The following is a 24,187-nucleotide window of genomic DNA, read 5'->3' as shown; positions in this document are numbered from 1 at the left end:
AGGGATGGAAATGGCTGAAAAAAAACGGCACCACAGAGGAAGACGGCGGCGCAGGAAGAAAGGCGGGATATTCAGCACAATCATACTGATTGTGGCAGTGATTGTGTTCTGTGTTTCGGCATTTCAACTGTTCCGGATATTTAAGGGATATCAGGAAGGGCAGTCAGAGTATGACTATATCCGGAAGCTTGCGCTGACGAATGAGGACACAGAAGAAGGAGAAGACGGGGAAAACGACGGAGAAGACGGCAGGTTCCGCGTGAATTTTGAGGAACTTTTGAAAATAAATCCAGATACGGTAGGGTGGCTGCGGTTTTACCCGGAACCGGCTCAGATTAACTATCCGCTGGTTCAGGGGGAGGACAATAGTCTTTATCTGAATAAAACATTTTCCGCAAATGATAATACGGTGGGAGCTATTTTTGTGAATGTATATAACCAGTCGGATTTTAATGACAGAAATACCATTATTTACGGACACCGGATGAAAGACAATTCTATGTTTCATGACCTTGCCAGGTATGAAGATAAATCTTTCTGGGAGGCAAATCCTTATTTTTACATCTATACGCCGGACGGCAGAGAGATTGTGTATCACATTTATTCGGCAGGAGTGGTGAAGGACACCTCAGATACGTACCTGACAGAATTTGCTTCGGATGAGGAATATCAGGAGTTTCTTAATATGACCCGGGATGTTGCGGCGTATGACACGGGGATTATGCCGGATGTGGGGGATCAGATTGTGACACTTTCCACCTGCACGAAAGACAGCAACGAAGACCGGTTTGTGGTAAGAGGTGTGAAAGAGTCGGAAGAAATCATAGAATAGACAATTTGGAAGGAGATTTGGTATGGCATATATATATGAAGTGGGCGATGTTGTGAAAATGAAAAAGAAGCATCCCTGCGGCAGCCAGGAATGGGAGATTCTCCGCGTGGGAGCAGATTTCAGGATGAAATGTATGGGGTGCGGCCATCAGATTATGATTTCCAGGAAGCTGGTGGAAAAAAATACGAAGGGGCTGCGTAAAAAGTAAAAAAGTGCTTGCGGAAGATGAAAAACTATGTTATTATTTTAAATCGTGATATGATATGTTTGTCCCGGTAAAGGGACGGATATCCTTGTTCCCAGATACATCCGGGAGCCAAAAGACCAGAAGGAGGTGCAAACTACATGAATAAGTATGAGTTAGCTGTTGTAGTCAATGCAAAGATCGAAGATGACGAAAGAGCGCAGGTGATCGAAAAGGTAAAGGCATTAGTTACCCGTTTCGGCGGCAATGTGACAGACGTTGATGAATGGGGTAAGAAGAGATTGGCTTACGAGATTCAGAAAATGAGAGAAGCATATTATTACTTCGTCCACTTCGAATCTGACGCTACAGTTCCGGGCGAAGTTGAGAAGAGAATTCGCATTATGGACAACGTACTCAGATATTTATGCGTGAAACAGGAAGCATAAGACAGTGAGGTAGAAGAATGAATAAAGTTATTTTGATGGGACGCCTGACAAGAGACCCGGAAGTGAGATATTCACAGGGAGCGACTCCACTGGCGATTGCCAGATATACGTTAGCAGTAGACCGGCGTTTTAGAAGAGACGGAGAAGCAACCGCAGATTTTATTCCGTGTGTCGCTTTTGGCAGACAGGCGGAGCACGCAGAGAAATATTACCATCAGGGACTCCGCGTTACAATCAGCGGACGCATCCAGACGGGAAGCTATACGAATAAGGATGGCGTGAAGGTCTATACGACAGAGGTTGTTGTAGAAGAACAGGAATTTGCAGAGAGCAAAGCTGCAAGCGACGCTAATGCAGGCGGCTATCAGGCGGCTCCGGCTCCGGCGCCAAGTGCACCGGCAGGAGACGGTTTCATGAATATTCCGGATGGAATTGATGAGGAGCTGCCGTTTAGTTAAGAGTTTCATTAGAAATAGGATAGGAGGTAAAGCATCATGGCTTACGATAAAGGAAATCGTCCGGAAGGCGGCTTCAAGAGAAGAGGCGGCGGACGCAGAAGAAAAAAAGTATGTGTATTCTGTGGGAAAGAGAATAACGAAATCGATTACAAGGATGTAGCGAAATTAAGAAAATATATCTCTGAAAGAGGAAAGATCCTTCCGAGAAGAATCACAGGAAACTGTGCAAAGCATCAGAGAGCTCTTACCGTAGCAATCAAGAGAGCGAGACATATTGCGTTAATGCCATATGTTCAGGATTAATAGAAGATAATGGAAGAAAAAGACCGTCGGCGCATCGACGGTCTTTTTTACCATTGTAATAAAAGGCGGAACGTACTATAATAGACGCATGAAAAGGAGGAGAAGAGAATGGACAAGATTCAGGAAAAAGATAAAAAATATATCTGTCATACATATAACCGTTTTCCGGTCTCCATCATACGTGGCAAGGGCACCACGGGCTATGATGCGGAGGAAAAGGAATATATAGATTTTACCAGCGGTATCGGAGTGAACAGTCTGGGCTTTGCGGATCAAGGCTGGGCAGATGCAGTGTCAGAGCAGGCTCATACGCTGCAGCATATTTCCAATTTGTATTATTCGCAGCCGGATGGAGACGTGGCGCAGAAGCTCTGTGAGTATACAGGATTTTCGAAAGTATTCTTTGGAAATTCAGGAGCAGAGGCGAATGAGTGCGCGCTCAAGATTGCAAGAAAGTACGGAATGGAGAAACACGGGGAGAAATGTAGTACGGTGATTACGCTGAATAATTCTTTCCATGGAAGAACCATTACCACGCTGGCGGCAACCGGACAGGAAGTGTTCCACCAGTATTTTCTGCCGCTGACGGAAGGATTCCGCTATGTGGATGCGGGAGACATTGACGGGCTGTATGCGGCGCTGGATGACAGTGTGTGCGGTATTATGCTGGAATTGATCCAGGGAGAGGGCGGTGTTGTTCCGGTTCCTGAGAAATTCGTGAAAGAAATTGAGAAAATCTGCCGGGAGAAGGATCTGGTGTTTGTGATTGATGAAATCCAGACAGGGATTTCCCGTACCGGAACCTTCCTCTGCTATGAACAGTATGGCGTGCAGCCGGATGTGGTGACCCTTGCGAAAGGGCTGGGCGGAGGACTGCCCATCGGCGGAATCTTAATGTCAAAGAAGGTGGAGGAAGTGTTGGGATACGGCCAGCATGGTTCTACGTTCGGCGGAAATCCGGTAGCATGCGCAGGAGCGCGGTATGTGCTGGATAAGGTATTGCAGCCGGAATTTCTGGATGAAGTGAAGAAAAAAGCAGAATATCTGCGGAGGAAGCTGCTGGAAATTCCGCAGGTAGTGGAAGTGAGCGGAATGGGACTCATGCTGGGCGCAGAACTGGCGGAAGGCTATACGGCAGGCGAAGTGGCCGGAAGATGCGCAGCGGAGGGACTGTTGGTACTGACAGCGAAGACAAGGCTTCGTTTTCTGCCGCCGCTTACCATTACGTATGAGGAGATAGATAAGGGAATTACGGTTCTTAAGAAAGTTCTGGATGAAAAATAGTGAAACACGGAGGACAGTGATGAAAAAACCAGTATTAGTAATTATGGCGGCGGGAATGGGAAGCCGCTACGGCGGGCTGAAGCAGATTGATCCGGTAGATGATGAGGGACATATTATCATGGATTTTTCCATGTATGATGCCAGACGTGCCGGATTTGAGAAGGTGGTCTTTATTATCAAGAGGGAGAATGAAGCAGATTTCAAAGAGGCTGTAGGCAACCGTATAGCAAAATATATGGAAACTGCGTATGTCTATCAGGAACTTTCTAACATTCCCGACGGGTTTGCCGTGCCGGAAGGACGGGTGAAGCCCTGGGGGACGGCGCATGCAGTCCTTAGCTGTATAGACGAAGTGGACGGTCCGTTCGCTGTAATTAACGCAGACGATTATTATGGGCAGGAGGCGTTCCGTCTGATTTATGATTATCTTGCTTCTCATGGGGATGATGAGAAATACCGTTATACCATGGTAGGCTATCAGCTTGGCAATACGGTTACAGATAACGGGCATGTGGCCCGCGGCATCTGCAGTATGAATGAAAATGGTGAACTGACTGCAATCCGGGAGCGCACAAGGATTGAAAAGCGTGACGGCGGCATTGCATTTACAGAGGATGATGGCGCAACCTGGCAGTCTGTTCCGGCAGATTCGGTGGTTTCCATGAATATGTGGGGATTTACGGCAAGCATACTGAAGGAGATTCGGGAAGGCTTCCCGGCATTTTTGGAAGAAGGACTGAAAACGAATCCTATGAAGTGTGAATATTTCCTTCCGGCGGTGGTGAGCCGTCTGGTGGAGACAGACAGGGCGGCGGTAGCCGTGCTGAAGTCTGCGGATAAATGGTACGGCGTGACCTACAAAGAGGATAAGCCGGTGGTAGTGGCTGCGATCCGGGAAATGAAAGAAACCGGGAAATATCCGGTACATCTGTGGGAATAATGAATAAAAGCAGGAGGTATGAATCATGGCTATTTTAATTACAGGAGGCGCAGGCTACATCGGAAGCCATACGGCGCTGGAGCTTTTGAAGGAAGGGTACGAGGTGGTAATCTACGACAATCTCTGCAATTCTTCCAGGGAATCCATCCGCAGAGTCGAGGAACTGACGGGGAAAACCATCCGGTTCTACGAGGGAGATGTTCTGGACGCGGCGAGCCTGGAGAAGCTGTTTGCTGCAGAAGAGGTCGAGGCGGTCATCCACTGTGCGGCGCTTAAGGCGGTAGGCGAGTCTGTGCAGAACCCGTTGGAATATTATCAGAATAATATTACGGGGACACTGACGCTTCTTGGCGTGATGGAGAAAATGGGAGTTAAGAACATTGTGTTCAGTTCTTCCGCTACCGTTTACGGCAGCCCGGAAGTGATGCCGATTACGGAAGACTGCCCGAAGGGACAGTGTACCAATCCTTATGGCTGGACGAAATCCATGATGGAGCAGATTATGACAGACTTACAGAAGGCGCATCCGGAATGGAACGTCATTCTTCTGCGTTATTTTAACCCGGTGGGTGCTCACGAGAGTGGAAGAATCGGAGAGGATCCAAAGGGAATCCCCAATAATCTGATGCCTTATATCTCACAGGTTGCTGTCGGGAAGCTAGAGAAACTGGGGGTATTTGGAAATGATTACCATACGCCGGACGGAACGGGCGTGAGAGACTATATCCATGTGGTGGACCTTGCGGACGGGCACGTGAAGGCGATTAAATACATTTTCACCAATCCGGGGCTGGATATTATCAACCTGGGAACCGGTACCGGGTACTCGGTGCTGGATATGGTGAAAGCCTTTTCTAAGGCATGCGGGAAAGAAATTCCTTACGAGATTAAGCCGAGAAGGGCGGGGGACATTGATATGTGCTACGCAGATCCGACGAAAGCGGCCAGAGTACTCGGATGGAAGGCAAAGAGAGGCCTGGATGAGATGTGCAGGGACACCTGGAGGTGGCAGTCTCAGAATCCAAACGGATATAACTAAGCTTTTCATTTAAACGAAAAGATGTTATAATACGATGTGCAGTTTTTAAATTTTGAGGGACAGGCTATGAAAGAAAAACCGAATGTACGATTAAAAGGGCAGCTGAGATTATATATGCAGTGGCCGGCAGTCATGATAGTGGTTTTGATTGCAATGACTGTTTGGATATACCGGACGGACCGGAGGGCGGGAACGATTATGTTGATTTTCGTGCTGGTCTACATGGTGGTGGTCGGTATCCTGTATTTCTATAATAAATCCCTGATATTAAAGGATTTGGTGGAATTTGCCGCACAGTATGGGATTGTGCAGAATACGCTTTTGAAGGAGCTGGCAGTGCCCTACGCGATTTTGCTGGATGACGGCAGGCTGCTCTGGATGAACGATCAGTTTGAGAAGATTATTGGCGGCAGATTTAAGAAGGGCGCACACCTGAGTAAATATGTACCGGAGCTGAACCGGAGCATTTTCCCGAAGGATGAGGCGCAGACGGTGACAATGGAGGTATATTATGAGGACCGGGAGTACCGTGCTGAGCTTCGCAGAGTGTCGGTAGAAGGCTTCAGCGATACGGAACAGCTCCTGCAGCTTCCTGAGGAGAAGGAGTATTTTATTGCGGTCTATCTGCAGGATGTGACGGAACTGAATGTTTATATTAAGGAAAATGAAGAGCAGCGTTTGGTTGCCGGGCTGATTTATATTGACAACTATGATGAAGTTATCAATACGGTGGAGGAGGTTCGCCAGAGCCTTCTGCTGGCGTTGATTGAACGTAAGATTAACCAGTATGTTGCGAGGCTTGACGGAATTGTCAAGAAGATGGAGCCGGATAAATATTTTATCGTTGTGAAGAAGCATTATTTTAAGCAGATGGAAGAAGACAGGTTTTCTCTGCTGGAGGATGTGAAGTCTGTCAATATCGGAAATGGGATTCCTGCGACGCTCAGTATTGGCTGGGGATTAAGCAAGGATACCTATGCCCAGAGCTATAACTATGCCCGCGCTGCGATTGATCTTGCACTTGCCCGGGGAGGAGACCAGGCGGTGATTAAGGACTGCCACGGGATTACCTATTATGGTGGTAAGAGGGAACAGACGGCTAAGAATACCCGTGTGAAGGCGCGCGTGAAGGCGGAGGCGCTGCGGGAATTCATGATGGTGAAGGACAATATTTTTGTAATGGGGCATAAGATGACGGATGTGGATTCTTTTGGCGCAAGTATCGGTATCTACCGTGCAGCCGCGGCACTTCAGAAGAAGGCGCACATTGTCATTAATGATATATCCGTGTCGGTCCGGCCGCTGTATGAAGAATTCATGAAGAATTCTAAGTATCCTGACGACTTGTTTGTAACATCGGCAGAGGCGAAAGAGATGGTGGATGGCAATTCCATGGTAGTAGTAGTAGATACGAACCGGCCTAAGATGACGGAATGTGAAGAGCTTCTGGGAAGGACGAAGACGATTGTCGTTCTGGATCACCACAGGCAGAGCAGTGATAATATTGACAATGCTTTACTGTCTTATATTGAGCCTTATGCGTCTTCGGCGTGTGAAATGGTGTCGGAGGTACTGCAGTATATTGTGGATGATATTAAGATTCCGGTCATAGAAGCGAATTGTCTGTACGCCGGAATTATGATAGATACGAACAATTTTATGAATCGTGCAGGAGTCCGTACCTTTGAAGCTGCGGCATTCTTACGCCGCTGCGGAACGGATATTTCTTATGTGCGCAAGCTCCTACGGGACAATATGGACAGTTACCGGGCGAAGGCGGAGATTATCAGCCGGGCAGAGGTGTACCGGAAGGAATTCGCCATTGCGAAGGGCGAACATCTGAATGTGGAGAGCCCTACCATCGTCGGAGCGCAGGCAGCCAACGAGCTTTTGGATATTGAAGGGATTAAAGCATCTTTCGTATTGACGGTATATAATGGAAGAGTCTATGTCAGTGCAAGATCCATTGATGAGGTGAACGTGCAGATTATTATGGAAAAACTGGGCGGAGGCGGTCATATGAATGCTTCGGGGGCACAGTTTGATTATACGGATCTGGACAGAGGGGTCAGAGAAGTGAAGCGGACGCTGGATATGATGATCGAGAAAGGAGACATATAATAGCTATGAAAGTAATTTTAATGGAAGACATAAAGTCTCTTGGCAAAAAAGGAGACGTTGTGGATGTAAGCGATGGGTATGCCAGAAATTTCCTCTTAAAAGGAAAGAAGGGCGTGGAAGCTAACAGCAAAAATATGAATGACCTGAAGCTTCAGAGAGCCAATGAACAGAAGAAAGCACAGGAAAATCTTGAGGCGGCCCAGGAACTGGGCAGAAAGCTTGCGGCAGGGCAGGTGGAAGTGTCTATAAAAACCGGAGAAGGCGGAAAGGCATTCGGCTCTGTGTCTTCAAAGGAAATTGCATCGGCTGTGGAAGAGCAGATGGGACTTACGATAGACAAGAAGAAGATTCAGTTGAAAGAGCAGATTAAGATGCTGGGAACGCATATGGTTCCGGTGAAACTGCATGCGAAGGTGACGGCAGAACTGAAAGTTGTTGTGAAAGAAGAAGCCTAGGAGGAAATGAATGTGGAGGAAGCGCTCATTAAGCGAGTACTGCCCCATAGTATAGAAGCGGAGCAATCCGTAGTGGGGGCTATGCTGATGGACAAGGATGCTGTTATGACGGCATCCGAGATCATAAGCGGCAAGGATTTTTATCAAACTTCATACGGAACAATCTTCGATTCTATGACAGAGTTATTTAACGAAGGAAAGCCGGTGGATCTGATTACACTGCAGGAGAGGCTGAAGGAGAAGGATGTGCCGGAAGAGATTTCCAGTCTTTCTTTTGCGAGAGATTTGATTGCAGCGGTTCCTACTTCTGCGAATGTGAAGTATTATGCTGAAATTGTGAAGGAGAAGGCGGTTTTAAGAAAGCTGATTAAATTGAATGAAGAGATTGCCAATATCTGTTATGTGGGAAATGAACCGCTGGAATCGATTCTGGAGACGACGGAGAAACGGGTGTTTGAGCTTGTGCAGAGCAGAAGCAGCGGAGACTATGTCCCGATTAAGGAAGTCGTGCTGCATGCGCTGGAGAAGATAGAGAAGGCGTCAAAGAGCAAGGGCACGGTTACGGGGATACCTACCGGATTTTTGGATCTTGATTATAAATTGTCCGGACTGCAGCCGTCAGATCTGATTTTGGTGGCGGCGAGACCCTCTATGGGAAAGACGGCGTTTGTGCTGAATATTGCGCAGCATGTAGCATTTAAAAGTAAGAAGACAGTGGCAATCTTCAGCCTTGAGATGTCGAAGGAACAGTTGGTGAACCGTCTCTTTTCGCTGGAATCCCAGGTGGATTCCCAGGCTCTGCGTACCGGGAATCTGAAGGATTCGGATTGGGAGAAGCTGATTGAGAGCGCCGGAATTATCGGAAAGTCCAATTTGATTATTGATGATACGCCGGGGATCTCTATTTCTGAGATGCGATCCAAATGTCGGAAGTACAAGCTGGAGCATCACCTGGATCTGATTATCATTGACTATCTGCAGTTGATGTCAGGGAGCGTGGGCCGACGTTCAGACTCCAGACAGCAGGAGATTTCTGATATTTCAAGAGCTTTAAAAGGTCTGGCGAGGGAGCTGAATGTGCCGGTGATTGCTCTGTCGCAGCTTAGCCGTGCAGTAGAACAGCGGCCGGAGCACAGGCCTATGCTGTCAGATCTGCGTGAGTCCGGCGCCATAGAGCAGGACGCGGACGTGGTAATGTTTATATACCGCGATGATTATTATAATAAGGACACAGATACGCCGAACCAGGCGGAGATTATTATTGCGAAGCAGAGGAATGGCCCGATTGGGACGGTGAACCTGGCGTGGCTGCCGGATTATACCAAGTTCGCAAATTTGCAGATATAAGATTGCGCACAAGGCGCAATCTTTTTATGATATAGGAAGTTCAAGGCGGACTTGTCCGCTTTGTTATGATTGAAAGAGAAGTTTCTTCAGCCGCTTTGCTGCAGCAGGCCTGGCAAATTCTTTCCGGTAGTTTTGCTGCTGGCGTATGAGCTGATCCAGTTTCCGGAATTGCTCCTCCTGCGCCCGTTCCCTGGCGTCTAAGAGGAATCCCATTTCTTTGCTCAGCATGGATACCAGGACTTCATTATTATTTTCTAACATTCTTTTTATCTGTAATTGTTCCCGGGTGCGCTTCATATCAGGAATCAGCGCCTTCAGGTCGCTGAAGGGAACTCCCTGCTCGTACAGTTCTTTGATACAGTTATAGAGTTTAGTATCCTCTTTTGTAGCGCTGCTTAATGCGTTCAGTGCGTTTCCCATAAAATCATACCCCCTTAATTATTGAGTGTGGAGCCAGCATAGCATGTCCGGCTGAAAAAAATCGTAGAAAGGTGTCGAGATAATTAAAAACGTAAGAAAACTAACTTTTTTCATAAAAAATCAAACAAAAAAATGTATAAAAATAAAAAACGTAAAAAATTATACCTTTCACCAAAATTTTTTTCTTGCCGAAAAACTCAAAATAATATAAACTTTATTCAAGTAACCGAGGACAAGTCGGCCTCGGCAAGAAAAAATATATTAGGGAGGGTTTTAACCATGAAAAGAAAACTCGTAAGCGTGCTTCTTTGCACAGCTATGGTAGCAACAATGGCAGTTGGATGCGGAAGCAGTGATGATTCAGCTTCTGACGATTCAGCTCAGACAGAAGATACTACAGGTGATGAGGAAGAACCGGCAGATGATAATGGTGACCTTATCAAAGTTGGTATCATCAACAACGACCCGAATGAGTCCGGATATCGTACAGCTAACGACAAGGATTTGAAAGAGACATTTACAGAAGAGAACGGATATGACGCATCCTTCGCATACAGCCTGAAGAATGACGAGCAGATCACAGCTGCACAGAAGTTCATTCAGGATGGTGTAGATTATCTTCTTCTTTCCGCAGCAGATACAGCTGGTTGGGATTCTGTACTTCAGGATGCAGCAGATGCTGGTATCCAGGTAATCCTGTTTGACCGTACAATCGATGCTGACGAAAGCCTTTATGCAGCTTCTATCGTTTCCGATATGGACAAAGAAGGACAGACAGCTGTTGATTGGTTAGACAGCCAGGGACTTGATGAGTACAACATCATCCACATTCAGGGTGTTATGGGATCAGCTGCTCAGCAGGGACGTACAGGAGCTCTTCAGGACAAGGTTGATTCTACGGACAACTGGAATATCGTAACACAGCAGACAGCAGAGTGGAATGCAGAGAAAGCTCAGCAGATCGTTCAGTCTGTTATCGATGCAGGACAGTCCTTCAACGTAATCTATGCAGAGAACGACGATATGGCTAAGGGTGCTGTAGCAGCTCTTGACAAAGCTAATATGTCTCATGGTGTTGATGGCGATGTAATCGTTATGGGATTTGACTGCAACAAGTGGGCTCTTGAAGAACTGCTTGCTGGTAACTGGAACTACGATGGACAGTGTAACCCATTCCAGGCTTCTTATATCGAGGAAGTAATCAATACTCTTGAAGCTGGCGACGAAGTTGCAGAGAAGACTATCATTATGGAAGAGAAAGGATTCGACGCTACCACAATTACACAGGAAGACGTTGACCAGTATGGTATCTAATTATATTACGACAGGTAATATACAGTACTTAGTTTTTTAAGATTATGAAACAAGCGCGGCGCAGCGTGTTGTACGCTTGCACTGCGCTTGTTTTTTTAAAAAAAGTTTTATAGGGGGAATGGACTGGTGGAAGATAAGACCGTATTGAAAATGAGAAATATTCACAAAAGCTTTCCCGGAGTGCGTGCCTTGCAAGGAGTTGATTTTACCCTTCGTGAAGGTGAAATCCATGCGTTAATGGGTGAGAACGGTGCCGGAAAATCAACCTTGATTAAAGTTCTGACTGGTGTGTACGGAAAGGATGAAGGTCAGATTTTTATTAAGGGTAAAGAAGGTGAAGTAGCAATACATTCACCGCAGGATGCACAGAAAGTCGGAATCAGTACCGTATACCAGGAGATTACATTGTGCCCGAACCTTACGGTTGCTGAGAATATGTTTATCGGCCGTACTGCGGGCGCTGTTCAGAACTGGAGAAAGATGAACGCTGATACGGACAAGATACTGAAGTCACTGGATATACCGGCGAAGGCAACGCAGCAGCTGTCGACCTGTTCAATTGCTGTACAGCAGATGGTAGCAATCGCACGTGCGGTTGATATGGAATGTAAGGTTCTGATTCTGGATGAGCCTACTTCTTCTCTGGATGAGTCTGAGGTTGAAAAGCTGTTCAAGCTGATGCGCGACCTGAGAGCAAAGGGCGTTGGTATTATTTTCGTTACTCACTTCCTGGATCAGGTATATGAGGTGTGTGACACAATCACGGTACTTCGTGACGGACAGCTTGTAGGACAGTTTGATATCAAAGAGTGTCCGCGTGTTGTACTTGTTGCGAAGATGCTTGGTAAGGAACTGGATGATACAGAAGAGATTAAGGGAGATTACTCCACTTACCAGGGTGATGAAACTGAATCTGTATATGAAGCAAAAGGTCTTGCAAGCAATGCAGGTATCAAGCCATTTGATTTCTATATTAAGAAAGGTGAAGTCAATGGATTTACAGGACTGCTTGGATCCGGACGAAGCGAGAGTGTTCGTGCAATCTTTGGCGCGGATAAGGTGACAGGCGGAACCGTGAAGATGAAAGGAAAATCTGTAAAGATTACAAAACCAATAGATGCTATGCGTAATGGTATCGCATACCTGCCGGAAGACCGTAAGGGAGACGGTATCGTAGGCGATTTGTCTGTACGTGACAATATTATCCTTGCTCAGCAGGTACTGAGAGGATTCATGAAACCATTCAGTAAAGCAGAAACTTATAAGATTGCCGATGAATATATTAAGCTGCTGGATATTAAGACAGCTTCGGCAGATACACCAATTAAATCACTTTCCGGTGGTAACCAGCAGAAGGTTATCCTTGCACGCTGGCTGTTTACTCATCCTGACTATCTGATTCTGGATGAGCCTACCCGTGGTATTGATATTGGTACTAAGATTGATATTCAGAAATTGGTGCTTAAGCTTGCTTCAGAAGGTATGAGCGTTACCTTTATTTCTTCTGAAACAGACGAGATGCTCCGTACCTGTTCACGTCTGGTCGTTATGCGTGACCGCAAGGTTGTAGGTGAGCTTTCAGGCGAAGAGCTGACTCAGAGCAAGATTATGAGCACAATTGCCGGAGGTGACAAATAACTATGCAGACGAAAAAAGCAGGTGTTGGTGAATTTTTTAAGAACTTAACAAGGCAGCAGATCTTTATTCCGTTGGTTGCGTTGGCTCTGCTCCTTATTTTCAATTTGATTGCCGATCCTAATTTCTTTAAGATTACATTAGGACATAACAGTGCCGGCGACCCGGTTCTGTCAGGTTATTTAATTACAATTCTGGACTCTGGTTCAGAGCTTGCAATCCTTGCGATTGGTATGACGCTTGTTACAGCTGCTACAGGCGGACAGGATATCAGTGTCGGCGCTACAACAGCGATTGCAGGTAGTGTGATTCTTCGTGTGCTCTGCGGAACAGATTCCAGACCGGATGAGCTGCAGGCTCCGATTATTGTAGCATTTTTAGTTGCATGTGTTGCAGCAATGTTATTTGGAGCATTTAATGGTGTTCTGGTAGCATATTTCAAGATTCAGCCGATGGTAGCGACCCTGATTCTTTACACGGCGGGACGTTCCATTGCGGCATGGATTAATAACAATGAGCTTCCGATTGTAAGCGATACAACCTTTACATATTTTGGTGGATTTATTCCGGGAATTCCGATTCCGACGCCATTCTTTATCGCTATGATTTGTGTAATTGTTATTGCGTTAGTGCTTCGTTTTACAAACCTCAGGCTGTATACAGAAGCTGTTGGTATCAATGAGAACTCATCCAGACTGAATGGTCTGAATCCGGCTTTCATTAAGATCCTTTCTTTTGTAATCCTGGGTCTGTGTGTTGCTGTTGTCGGATTGATTAAAGTAAGCCGTCTTTCTTCTATTAACTATTCAGTTATAGCGAAGGATATTGAAATGGATGCCATCCTTGCAGTTGCCCTTGGCGGAAATGCATTGAGCGGTGGTAAATTCAACATGACAGCTTCCGTTATCGGAGCATATGTAATTCAGTGTCTGACAACCACACTTTACAAGTTTAATGTACAGTCAGATGCACTTCCGGCATACAAGGCAGTTGTCGTAATTGTGCTGGTTGTTATGAGCGCACCTGGTATGAAGGACTTCATTGCAGGAATTAAGAAAAAAATTGCGCCTAAGAAACATGATGTAAAGGAGGTTGGCTAATATGGCAGGAGAGAAAAAAGCAGCAAAGAGCGGCGGTATTGGAAATAAGCTGAAGAATATGACCGATACAAACCTGCTGTTACTTATCACGGTAGTAATCTTCTTTGCTATGTATATTGCGGCAATTATATTCCAGGGAAAAGGATTCCTGAAAGCACAGACTTTCCTGAATATCCTGAACGCGAATGCTGCACTGATTATTTTATCTTGTGGTCTGAGTATTGTTATGATTACCGGCGGTATTGATATTTCCGTTGGTGGTGTTACAGCTCTGGTTGGTATGTGCTGTGCAGTTTACCTGGATTTCAAAGGCGGAAATGTAGCTGTAGCAGTTATCATTGCTCTGGCAATTGGTGTTGCATTTGGTCTCGTACAGGGATTCTTGGTTGCATACCTGGATATTCAGCCATTCATTGTAACTCTGGCAGGTATGTTCTTTGCCAGAGGTATGACGACAATCGTTAATTCAAGCCCGTTCAATGTTGCGAATGAAGATTTCGTTGCTTTGAAGGGTACGCGTATTACAGTTCCGGGACTTGGTTCTGTAAATAAGCTTGGTAAATATGTAGATGCTTATGTTGAAATCGGTGTAGTTGTTGCGCTTTTAGTAGTAATCATTCTGTTCTGTGTTCTTAGATGGACAAAGTTCGGACGTGCATTATACGCTGTAGGCGGTAACCGTCAGAGCGCTTTGATGCTTGGTATCAACGTAAAGAGAACCAGATTCTTTGCTCAGTTACTCTGCGGAATTCTGGCGGGTATTGGCGGATTTGTATACTTCCTGCATGTAGGTTCCGGTTCACCGTCCCATGCATCAGGAGAAGAGATGAACGCTATTGCATCTTCCATTATCGGTGGTACAATGCTGACTGGTGGTGTTGGTAATATTATTGGTACTCTGTTCGGAGTTCTTTCACTCAGCACAATCAAGAACATCGTATCTTCAGCCGGATTGGATCAGGCTTGGTGGACAGGAATTACAACAGCTGTTATGCTGTGTCTCTTCCTTGTTATCCAGAGTGTTATCATGAAGGTTCGTAAGCAGGGCTAATGATGAACGTATAGTAGAGATATGATAGATGGCGGCTTTTCGTAAGCCGCCATTTTTTGCGTAATAAAAACAGCGCCGGAGCGAAAGCTCCTGCGCTGTTTTTTGTCTTATACATTATTACAACCGATAGATACAGCTATTAGCCCTGGGAGATAGCTCCTGTAGGACACTGAGCTGCACATGCGCCACAATCTACACAAGCGTCTGCGTCGATTTCATAATGATCTGCGCCCTGAGAGATTGCGCCAACTGGACATTCAGCTTCGCAAGATCCACAGCTTACACATTCATCACTAATTACGTGTGCCATAATATGTACCCTCCTTTTAATTGTCTAGACATAAAAAACCTTTTTCGTCTATTCTTATCATAATACAAAAGGTACAAATATACAAGTGAAAATCGTGGTCTAAATTGAGTACAAGCGTTCTTTCTTTTTCTGATATGCAGAGAGAATAATCTGCCGTGCCGCTGCAGCTTCTTCGGCGGAAGGTTCCCGTACGTTATCCAATGGATAAGGGATTCCCAGAGATTTATATTTTTCCTTTCCCATAGAATGATAGGGGAGAACTTCCAACGCCTGTATATTATCAAGGTCTGCCATAAATTCTCCCAGTTCTTCCAAGTATTCCCGGTACAGAGTGATGCCGGGAATAATGACGTGGCGGATCCATACGGGGATTTTCTTTTCTTCCAGATATTTGGCGAAGGCAAATATCTTTTGGTTGGACTGTCCGGTCAGCATCTTGTGTTTTGTTTCATCCATATGCTTGATATCTAAAAGAATCAGATCGGTAAGCGAAAGCAGCCGGTCAAGCTCTTTTAAAAAAGCAGGATTGTCGGTTGTGAAGACGGCGCCGGAGGTGTCTATGCAGGTATGGATGTGATGCTTTTTAAGATTGCGAAAAATTGCCGTGACGAAGTCGGACTGCAGGAGAGGTTCACCGCCGGTTACGGTCACGCCTCCCTTCCGGTAGAAAGGGAGATTGTTATAGAAGCCTTCAAGGACTTCCGGGACGGACATCAAGCTGCCGGAGGCGGGCTCCCAGGTATCCGGATTATGGCAGTACTGGCAACGCAGGGGACAGCCGCTTAGAAAGATTACGTAACGTACGCCGGGACCGTCCACTGTGCCAAAGCTTTCGATGGAGTGTACATATCCTTGTTCCATCATATATCCTCGTGGAAGGTGCGGGCGATGACGTCGTCCTGCTGTTCCTTGGTGAGTTTGATGAAGTTGACAGCGTATCCGGATACGCGGACGGTAAGCTGGGGATAATTTTCAGGATGCTTTTGTGCATCCAGCAGGGTTTCTCTGGTAAATACATTTACGTTCAGATGATGGCCGCCCTGCGCCATGTATCCGTCCAGCATAGTGATTAAATTGTCAATCTGTTGTTTGTTTTCTTTCATAAAATCTCCTTTCTATCCTCTTTCACTTTCTTCATCCAGGCTTTCCTCAATATTTGGAATGTGACAGGGAGAGCTGCTACCGCAGGCAAGGCTGTCCAAATCCAGATCACCGGTAAAGATGCGGTCTTCTTTGCCGAGCGCCCCCGGAATAATAGAAAATGTGTTGGAAATGCCGTCCTGCGCATAGGGGAAGGGAATTTTCGCAACGGATGCCAGGGATGCGAGGGCGCCGTGGGAGTCCCGTTTGTGCATAGGATTTGCTCCGGGGGCCAGAGGCTCTCCCAGTTTCCGGCCATCCGGGGTGTTTCCGGTTTTCTTGCCGTATACAACATTTGAGGTGATGGTTAAGATGGACATGGTGGGAATGGAATGACGGTAGGTGCTGTGTTTGCGGATTTTGTCCATAAAGGTCTGAACCACCATGACGGCAATGCTGTCTGCCCGGTCATCATTATTCCCGTATTTGGGGAAATCTCCTCTAATCTCGAAGTCCACGGCAACTCCGTTTTCGTCCTGGAGAGGCTTTACACGGGCGTATTTGATGGCAGACAGCGAATCTGCCACCACAGAAAGTCCGGCAATCCCAGTTGCAAAATAACGCTTTACCTCCCGGTTGTGAAGTGCCATCTGAATACGTTCGTAGCAATATTTGTCGTGCATATAGTGAATAGCGTTCAACGTGTTGACATACAGCCCGGCAAGCCATTCCATCATGTCGTCAAATTTCTGCATGACATCCTCATATTCCAGATATTCCGTGGTGACGGGGCGGTATCTGGGTCCTACCTGAACCTTCATGCGCTCGTCGACTCCGCCGTTTATGGCATAAAGAAGGCACTTTGCCAGGTTGGCTCTGGCGCCGAAAAACTGCATTTCTTCTCCCAGACGCATGGAAGATACACAGCAGGCAATGGCATAATCGTCGCCGTGTGTGACCCGCATCAGATCATCATTTTCGTATTGGATGGAAGAAGAACGGATAGACATTTCGGCACAGTATTCTTTGAATGGCGTCGGAAGCTTCGCGGACCAGAGCACTGTTAGGTTCGGTTCCGGAGCTGTTCCTAAGTTATCCAGTGTATGAAGGTAACGAAAAGAGGTTCTGGTAACCAGTGTCCGTCCGTCAATTCCCATGCCTCCGATGGATTCTGTCACCCAGGTGGGATCACCGGAAAATAAAGCATTGTATTCCGGGGTGCGGGCGAATTTTACCAGCCGCAGCTTCATAATAAAATGGTCGATATATTCCTGTGCCAGCTCCTCTGTAATCAGACCCTTTTCCAGATCCCTCTGTATATAAATGTCAAGGAAGGTGGACGTGCGTCCAAGGCTCATGGCAGCGCCGTTTTGTTCTTTGACAGCGGCGAGATAACCAAAATACAACCATTGAATTGCCTCTTTCGCATTTTTTGCGGGGCGGCTGATGTCGAAGCCGTAGATGTTTCCCAATTCTTTTAGCTCTTCTAGCGCTCGGATTTGTTCAGTAAGCTCTTCCCGGAGGCGGAGCGTATCCTCCGTCATCTGCCCGGACAGAAGGTCAAACTGCCGTTTTTTGTCCTTTATCAGCCATTTACATCCATATAATGCTACCCGGCGGTAATCCCCGATGATGCGTCCGCGCCCATAAGCATCCGGGAGCCCGGTGATAATAGCAGCTTTTCTGGCAAGCCGCATTTCGTTTGTATAGACGTCAAATACGCCCTGGTTATGGGTCTTACGGTATTTGGTGAAAATTTCGGTTACTTGGGGATTTACTTCATAGCCATGTTCCTGACAGGCATTCTGTGCCATGCGAATTCCTCCATAAGGCTGCAGTGAGCGTTTGAAGGGTTTGTCTGTCTGGAAGCCGACAATTTGTTCCAGCTCCCGGTTCAGGTAGCCGGGACCGTGCGAGGTAATAGAAGAGATGGTGTCGGTGTCCATATCCAGGACGCCGCCTGCCTCGCGTTCCTTCTCGGACAGCTTAAGAACCTGCTCCCAGAGAGTCTTCGTTGCCGAGGTGGGACCGGCAAGAAAAGAGCTGTCGCCCTCGTAGGGTATATAATTCAATTGAATAAAATCTCTGACGTTGACAGAAGAGCGGTTCCAGCTTCCCGGAGTAAAGCCCTCCCAGCATTCTGTTATCCAGTTTGTTTCCATAGATGCCTCCCGTATGATTCTTTTTGTTACCATTCACAGCACCCCACCAGCATGCGCACTCGTCGCATCTTCGATGCTCCAGTCCCGCTCCTGACGGAGCTAAGACTGCTTATGTGGGTGGGGTGACTGTTCCACAAGCCGGATTTGAATGGTAACTTCTTTTTAAAATTTTAAGAAAAACTTCAACATTTTCCTATTGATTTGGTGTATAGTGTTTGTATTCAGTGAGTATTTTATGATTGCAGGAGAGTGGAAAAATGTGTAAAAAATTTAAAATAATCAGTGTAATCCTGAGTGTTTCTCTGCTTGGATGTGCATGCGGCGCGAAGCAGGAAGAGAAAAAAGCGGAAGAAGGACAGAAACCGGTGGAAGAAAGCAGTGAAGAACAGGAGGAAGAGGATAGCCGGCAGAAGTGCCTGGATGCGATCAGGCCTTATGCATATAGCAGTGTGGAAGGGATTGAGCTTGAGCCGGGAACCTATATTTCTGTCATTGGGAAAAGTGCGGATGGGGATTTCTGGGCTGCTGTGGAGGAAGGAGCGAAGGATGCGGGGGCTGATCTGGATGAAGCCCTGGGTTATAAGGGAGAAGATAAGATTAAGATCGTCTACAGCGGTCCGGGTGAACCGGAGGACGTGGACGAGCAGGTGAATATTCTGGACGAAGAGCTGGCTAGATATCCGTCGGCTCTTGCTATGTCGATTATTGATACCCAGTCTTGTGAAGTGCAGTTTGATTTGGCGGCGATGAATGATATCCCAGTGGTAGCATTTGATTCCGCAAGCGGCTACCAAGGGCTGATGGCGAAGGTAGGAACAGACAATGAGGCGGCGGCACAGACGGCTGCATCGCGCACGGCGGAGGCTATGAAGGAGCGGGGGAAAGTGATTGTGCTGGCGCATGATTCTGTATCAGAGAATGGGAAAGAGCGCACGGAAGCATTTATCAGAGAGATAGAGGAAAATCATGCAGGTATCTCGGTGGCGAATACTTATTATCTGGATCAACTGGACGAAAAGAAGAAGAATATGGCGGACGAGATAAATGCGGGCAGTTATTCTGTGGAACAGGGAGTCGCGGAAGGAGAGTTGTTTGAGATTCCGTCAGAGCCGGTAACGGCGGAGGATATTACGGACGAGCAGGTGTTGGATTACATCCTGCGGCGGAATCCGGATGTGGCGGCAATTTATGCTACGAATGAATCAGCGGTGGAAGCTGCGCTTGCCCTGTGTGACAGAATGGAAAAGAAAGAGATGGTTATTACCGGGTTTGACGTGAATGAAGAGATTGTGCAGGCGCTTGCAGATGAGAAGATTGACGGGATCGTTATGCAGAATCCTTATGGGATGGGGTATGCCGCCGTCGTAGCGGCAGCCCGTTCTGTGCTTTCCATAGGCAATGAGGCAGAAGTGGACACAGGATATACCTGGGTGACGCCTGAGATGGCGCAGAAGCAGGAAATTGCTTATTAGGTCTGCCGGGACTTCTGTTTTCTGCATTGACGGATAAGATGAGTTTTGCTAAAATGGAAAAAGGGAAAAGGATAGGTTTATGAAGAAATTATTTTGTTTACTAAATCTGCCGGGTGAGTATAAGTTAATGAAATAAGGAGGAATATCATGTTAGATCTTACATTCGGAGAGCAAGTCAAAATCATCTTAAGCCGCAAAGGCATGACTATTAAAGAACTCGCAGAGATAATTGAAGAACGGACGGGTAAGAAGATGTCCCGCCAGAATCTTACACAGCGCCTGGGAAGAGATAATTTTCAGGAGCAGGATATGCGTATGATTGCAGATATCCTGGGCTGCCCTTTTAAACTCAGTATCCTGGGGGACAGTGAACAGGCAGAGAGAGCTGCGTTGGCAGAGGACGTGGAACCGACGGAAAGAGAGCTGGCGAAGCTTGAGAAGGCGAAAGTGCGCAAAGAAAAGAAAGAAAAGAAGAAAAAGATACATTCTGAGACAGCAGGGGCAGAGCGGGATATTACCATTGGAGAACTGGTGGATATCCACAGAGAGTTGGACGAGCTGAGTGCACGGAAGATGGAAGAAGATGCTGAAACAGAGGCACGGATGACGGAAAGTGCTGAAGCAGAGGTTGCCGGATCGGAAGAAATGCGGTCAGAAGGCGCTGCAGAAAATCTCGCATCAGAAGCTTTGGTATCAGAGGCGGCAGAGGAAACTATGATAAATGAGGCGGAAGAGACTCACTGGCAGGAAGATGTGGGAGGAGAACCGTCATTGGATGCGGTCGACGGAGAAGAAGCTGCGGCTGAATGGAAGCCGGAGGAAGAGTCGATCGAAGAAGTGCTGAAGGAAGTTGAGCTGGAAGAAAAGGAAAGAAAAGAGGAAGAAAAGGTGAGAGAAGAGAAGAAACCACGCGGGTGGCGCGCCTACTTCCAGAGAAGGAACCGGAAGGATTCCGCGGCAGCAGAAAAGGAAGAGAAGAAGAAGCCGGAAACTGTGGAGACGACGAATTCTTCTTATGAGGCAATCTATGAGTCTGTAGAAGGAATGCAGGCAGAGGATAATGATGAAGAAGACTTAGAACGCGGAGAGGTGAATCCTTATACCGGGCATGAGTATGAGACAAACAGTGTGAGATCTCATCCGAAGCGTATTGGATATGTGCAGGTGTATGATAGGGCGAACCATCAATGGACAGATATGACAGAGTGGGCGTTCATGGGGTATCAGGAACGTAAGAAGGCGCTGCTTGGCAAGGACTATGAGCCGCCGATTTATCTGGAATAATTTCCGGCGGTAAAGAGAAAGAGTGAGAGAGATTGAACTGGGAACAATTGTTGTCTGCAAAGAGGTACAAGGGAAGCTCTGCGAGACAGAAATATACCAGAAACACAGATTTAAGAAGTGAATTTGAGAAAGATTATCACAGGATTATAGGGAGCGCGTCTTTCAGGAGGCTGCAGGATAAAACGCAGGTATTTCCGCTGGATAAGAGCGACTTTATCAGGACGAGGCTGACCCATTCTCTGGAAGTATCTTCCTTTGCCAAGTCGCTGGGACAGAACATCGGAGAGTATATTCTGACGTACAAGAAAGATCCGCTGTTTACCGTGCAGATGAAGGAAGATATCGGCAATATCCTGCAGTGTGCGGGTCTGATTCATGATATCGGCAATCCGCCGTTCGGTCATTTTGGTGAACTGGCAATCCGGGAATGGTTTGTAAGGAATCTCCCGGAGCTTACTTATCACGGGCAGCCCATTGCAGAGGTGCTGACGCCGCAGATGCGGGAGGATCTCTGTCATTTCGAGGGAAACGCCCAGGCTCTGCGGCTGGTTTCCAAGCTGCATTTCCTTGTGGATGAGCGGGGGATGAACCTTACCTATGCGCTGCTTAATACGATTGTAAAATACCCGGTATCATCCCTGGAGATGAATCCGAAATCGGGAGATATTAAGCAGAAAAAGCTGGGATATTATTACGCGGATGAAGATATATTTAAAGAAATCCAGCGAGAAACCGGGACGGAAGGCAACAGGCATCCGTTGGCGTTCATACTGGAGGCGGCGGATGATATTGCTTATAAGACGGCAGATATTGAGGACGCTTTTGTCAAAGGATTCCTTTCTTATAATGTTCTTGCTGAAGAACTGGATGAGCTTCAGGAGCGGTATGGGCAGGGTGGTGCGCAGTTCAGCCCTGTGGCGAAGCTTCGGGAGCTTTATGAGAGAGGGAAGGCGCTCCATGTGGAGAATCCGGAAGAATATGCCATTAAGAACTGGATTGTGAGAGTGCAGGGATTCCTGATTAATTGTGCAACCTATGGATTTACGTCTAATTATGAGGCGATTATGGCGGGAACCTATCGGTATGACCTGTTTCACCAGACTTTTGCCGAAAGGCTGATGGATATGCTGGGAGACCTGGCATACAGGGAAGTATTCACGTCCGAATTCATTTACCGCATGGAAGTGACAGAGGCGGTAATGATTGACTATCTGATGGATCGCTTTGTGACGGCAATTATTAAATACGATGACAGGACGGAGCAGTTGGAGACGATTGATAAGCGGCTGGTGTCATTTATTTCGGATAATTATAAAAATGCTTACCATTACCATTCCAGAGGAAAAAATGACGTGGAGAAGCTTTATCTCCGGCTTCTGCTTGTAACAGATTATATCTGCGGGATGACAGACAGTTATGCAAAGAGGCTGTATCAGGAAATGAAAGCAATGATTTAATGTCTATGAATATTTATTCGTACAATGGAATAGACTATGGAGAATAGATAGGATTGGACGTGGAGGTATGAGACGGTTTATCCGTTATCTGTATGAATACAGACAGGGACAGAGAGTGAGGAATATCGGATTTGTAAAGGTGGAGCAGGATGAAAAAAGTACGTCGGTACATATCCATGGAAAAGGAATGCGCCTGCAGGGAGATCAGAGCCTTCGCGTGTTTCTTTTTTATACAGAAAATGGCAGATGTGTAGGCGTATGTCAGGGAGAGATAGAGAAGGCAGGACCGACGGTAAGCTATTGCCTGACTTATACTGACGAAGATACCGGTAAGCCGGATAACTATCCGCTGATAGAAGGGATTATACTGGAAAATGACAGCGTACCGCGTTTCGCGGCAGTGTGGAACGATATGCCGGCGGATATCAGCGGGATGGAAGAGTGGAAACCGGAGCCGGAACCCGCAGAGATGATTGCAGAAACAGCGTCTGAGCCTGCAGAAGCGGCGAAATATAAGGAAGAGCGGGAAGAACTGCCGCAGGAAGTGGAAATCGAGACGTATATCGAGCCTTCTGCGGTGCAGTATACAAAGATAGAAAGGCAAGATATTGCCAGACTTCCAAGATGTGAATGGCGTCTTGCGAATAACAGTTTTCTCCTGCACGGTTACCGCAATTATCATCATCTGGTATTTGTGGATGACGGGGACGGGCGGTGGCTTGGCGTGCCGGGAATCTACCACCCAAGGGAAGCAAGGGCGGCAGAGGCATTCGGATTCCCGCGGTTTGTGAAAATAGACAGTCAGGAGATAGAGCTGACGGGAGACGAAGGAAAAGACGTAGAGGATTTTGGATATTGGTGTCGACAAGTGAGATCATAAACGGTATAATTGGGGACGTAGTAAAATGTCATTTTACTACGTCCCCAATTAACAAATGTGGTGTCCTTATTTGACGGAAAGGGTGTCCCCAAATGACAGATCAGGATAAAAAATATATGAAAGAAGCCTTAAAACAGGCGAAAAAGGCGTATGCTCTTGATGAGACGCCGATTGGCTGTGTGATTGTATATGAAGGAAAGATTATCAGCAGAGGCTACAACCGCCGGAATGTGGACAAGAATACCCTTGCCCATGCGGAGCTTGCTGCGATTAAGAAAGCGAGCAGGAAGCTGGGGGACTGGCGGCTGGAAGGGTGTACCATGTATGTGACGCTGGAACCTTGTCCCATGTGTGCCGGAGCGATTGTACAGGCGCGCATAACCAGGGTGGTGATTGGCTGTATGAATCCCAAGGCAGGCTGTGCGGGTTCTGTGTTGAATTTGCTGCAGATGGATGGATTCAATCATAAAGTAGAAATAGAAACGGGGATTCTGGAAGAAGAATGCAGTCAGTTAATGAGTGGATTTTTCCGGGAACTCCGAAAGAAGAAAAAAGAACAGGACGCTTTAAGGAAGAGTTCTGTTCAGAGTACAATAAAATAGGATTATTT

The 24,187-nt window shown here is 46.8% G+C and carries 23 protein-coding genes and 1 pseudogene; 20 read left to right on the top strand and 4 right to left on the bottom strand.

The genetic code is table 11. The features are described from left to right. Positions 1-10: 10 nt before the first annotated feature. The 11 genes from srtB (at position 11) to dnaB (ending at position 9,412) form a co-directional block, all read left to right on the top strand. Complete coding sequence (srtB, locus tag OCV99_RS06830; RefSeq protein WP_317247905.1) at positions 11-832, top strand: class B sortase; 822 nt, start codon at positions 11-13, stop codon at positions 830-832. A 22-nt stretch (positions 833-854) separates the two neighbouring features. After that, positions 855-1,040 carry a DUF951 domain-containing protein gene (locus tag OCV99_RS06825; protein WP_158369356.1) on the top strand — a complete coding sequence of 62 codons (186 nt, stop codon included), beginning with the start codon at positions 855-857 and terminating at the stop codon, positions 1,038-1,040. Positions 1,041-1,177: 137 nt separating this feature from the next. Next, positions 1,178-1,465, top strand: coding sequence for a 30S ribosomal protein S6 (rpsF, locus tag OCV99_RS06820; protein WP_158369355.1), 288 nt, complete (start codon positions 1,178-1,180; stop codon positions 1,463-1,465). A 17-nt stretch (positions 1,466-1,482) separates the two neighbouring features. Further along, positions 1,483-1,923: a single-stranded DNA-binding protein gene (locus OCV99_RS06815; protein ID WP_158369354.1), complete on the top strand. Its 441-nt coding sequence runs from the start codon at positions 1,483-1,485 to the stop codon at positions 1,921-1,923. Between the two features lie 36 nt (positions 1,924-1,959). Beyond that, entirely contained in the window at positions 1,960-2,226 is a 267-nt protein-coding gene (gene rpsR / locus OCV99_RS06810; protein WP_101695879.1) for a 30S ribosomal protein S18, read from the top strand. Between the two features lie 108 nt (positions 2,227-2,334). Beyond that, positions 2,335-3,510, top strand: coding sequence for an acetylornithine/succinylornithine family transaminase (locus OCV99_RS06805; protein ID WP_158369353.1), 1,176 nt, complete (start codon positions 2,335-2,337; stop codon positions 3,508-3,510). 19 nt (positions 3,511-3,529) lie between these two features. Further along, entirely contained in the window at positions 3,530-4,450 is a 921-nt protein-coding gene (locus tag OCV99_RS06800; protein ID WP_158369352.1) for a nucleotidyltransferase family protein, read from the top strand. Positions 4,451-4,475: 25 nt separating this feature from the next. Continuing rightward, complete coding sequence (galE, locus tag OCV99_RS06795) at positions 4,476-5,489, top strand: UDP-glucose 4-epimerase GalE (protein WP_158369351.1); 1,014 nt, start codon at positions 4,476-4,478, stop codon at positions 5,487-5,489. A gap of 66 nt (positions 5,490-5,555) precedes the next feature. Further along, complete coding sequence (locus OCV99_RS06790) at positions 5,556-7,610, top strand: DHH family phosphoesterase (RefSeq protein WP_158369350.1); 2,055 nt, start codon at positions 5,556-5,558, stop codon at positions 7,608-7,610. A gap of 5 nt (positions 7,611-7,615) precedes the next feature. After that, positions 7,616-8,065: a 50S ribosomal protein L9 gene (rplI, locus tag OCV99_RS06785; RefSeq protein ID WP_158369349.1), complete on the top strand. Its 450-nt coding sequence runs from the start codon at positions 7,616-7,618 to the stop codon at positions 8,063-8,065. A 12-nt stretch (positions 8,066-8,077) separates the two neighbouring features. Further along, complete coding sequence (gene dnaB, locus OCV99_RS06780; protein WP_158369419.1) at positions 8,078-9,412, top strand: replicative DNA helicase; 1,335 nt, start codon at positions 8,078-8,080, stop codon at positions 9,410-9,412. 63 nt (positions 9,413-9,475) lie between these two features. Here the strand turns inward: dnaB and OCV99_RS06775 are convergent, their stop codons facing one another. Next, positions 9,476-9,832, bottom strand: coding sequence for a hypothetical protein (locus OCV99_RS06775; protein WP_158369348.1), 357 nt, complete (start codon positions 9,830-9,832; stop codon positions 9,476-9,478). Positions 9,833-10,111: 279 nt separating this feature from the next. On the opposite strand from OCV99_RS06775, the gene OCV99_RS06770 reads away from it, so the two are divergent. The 4 genes from OCV99_RS06770 (at position 10,112) to OCV99_RS06755 (ending at position 14,932) form a co-directional block, all read left to right on the top strand. After that, positions 10,112-11,146: an ABC transporter substrate-binding protein gene (locus OCV99_RS06770; protein WP_158369347.1), complete on the top strand. Its 1,035-nt coding sequence runs from the start codon at positions 10,112-10,114 to the stop codon at positions 11,144-11,146. Positions 11,147-11,296: 150 nt separating this feature from the next. Further along, positions 11,297-12,784: a sugar ABC transporter ATP-binding protein gene (locus OCV99_RS06765; protein WP_158369418.1), complete on the top strand. Its 1,488-nt coding sequence runs from the start codon at positions 11,297-11,299 to the stop codon at positions 12,782-12,784. 2 nt (positions 12,785-12,786) lie between these two features. Further along, positions 12,787-13,881, top strand: coding sequence for an ABC transporter permease (locus OCV99_RS06760; protein ID WP_158369346.1), 1,095 nt, complete (start codon positions 12,787-12,789; stop codon positions 13,879-13,881). 1 nt (position 13,882) lies between these two features. After that, the gene (locus tag OCV99_RS06755) at positions 13,883-14,932 is read left to right on the top strand and encodes an ABC transporter permease subunit (RefSeq protein WP_158369345.1); all 1,050 of its coding nucleotides are present in this window, start codon (positions 13,883-13,885) and stop codon (positions 14,930-14,932) included. Between the two features lie 139 nt (positions 14,933-15,071). On the opposite strand, the gene OCV99_RS06750 is transcribed toward OCV99_RS06755, so the two are convergent. The 3 genes and pseudogenes from OCV99_RS06750 to pflB all read right to left on the bottom strand — a co-directional run bounded on the left by OCV99_RS06750 (position 15,072) and on the right by pflB (position 18,484). Beyond that, a complete protein-coding gene (locus OCV99_RS06750; protein WP_101695893.1) occupies positions 15,072-15,242 on the bottom strand; it encodes a DUF362 domain-containing protein in 171 nt (56 codons plus the stop codon). A gap of 99 nt (positions 15,243-15,341) precedes the next feature. Next, positions 15,342-16,103 carry a pyruvate formate-lyase-activating protein gene (gene pflA, locus OCV99_RS06745; RefSeq protein WP_158369417.1) on the bottom strand — a complete coding sequence of 254 codons (762 nt, stop codon included), beginning with the start codon at positions 16,101-16,103 and terminating at the stop codon, positions 15,342-15,344. Next, positions 16,103-18,484 (bottom strand): annotated as a pseudogene (gene pflB / locus OCV99_RS06740) (formate C-acetyltransferase). Before pflB ends, pflA begins: the two are co-directional and overlap by 1 nt. Positions 18,485-18,741: 257 nt before the next feature. Here pflB and OCV99_RS06735 point away from each other — a divergent pair. From OCV99_RS06735 to tadA, 5 genes are all read left to right on the top strand, one after another. Further along, complete coding sequence (locus OCV99_RS06735; RefSeq protein WP_158369342.1) at positions 18,742-19,956, top strand: substrate-binding domain-containing protein; 1,215 nt, start codon at positions 18,742-18,744, stop codon at positions 19,954-19,956. 147 nt (positions 19,957-20,103) lie between these two features. After that, entirely contained in the window at positions 20,104-21,240 is a 1,137-nt protein-coding gene (locus OCV99_RS06730; protein WP_158369341.1) for a prolipoprotein diacylglyceryl transferase, read from the top strand. A gap of 32 nt (positions 21,241-21,272) precedes the next feature. Then, positions 21,273-22,697 (top strand): deoxyguanosinetriphosphate triphosphohydrolase, encoded by a 1,425-nt coding sequence (locus OCV99_RS06725; RefSeq protein WP_158369340.1) that lies wholly within the window; start codon positions 21,273-21,275, stop codon positions 22,695-22,697. 67 nt (positions 22,698-22,764) lie between these two features. Next, positions 22,765-23,577: a DUF6128 domain-containing protein gene (locus OCV99_RS06720; RefSeq protein WP_158369339.1), complete on the top strand. Its 813-nt coding sequence runs from the start codon at positions 22,765-22,767 to the stop codon at positions 23,575-23,577. A 92-nt stretch (positions 23,578-23,669) separates the two neighbouring features. Then, complete coding sequence (gene tadA / locus OCV99_RS06715; protein ID WP_158369338.1) at positions 23,670-24,179, top strand: tRNA adenosine(34) deaminase TadA; 510 nt, start codon at positions 23,670-23,672, stop codon at positions 24,177-24,179. Positions 24,180-24,187: the final 8 nt, after the last annotated feature.

The sequence above is a fragment of the Dorea acetigenes genome (assembly GCF_025567385.1).
GTDB classification, from domain to species: Bacteria; Bacillota; Clostridia; order Lachnospirales; family Lachnospiraceae; genus Claveliimonas; species Claveliimonas acetigenes.
The sequence above is the reverse complement of the archived record's forward strand: the minus strand, read 5'-3'. Positions and strand labels throughout refer to the sequence as shown.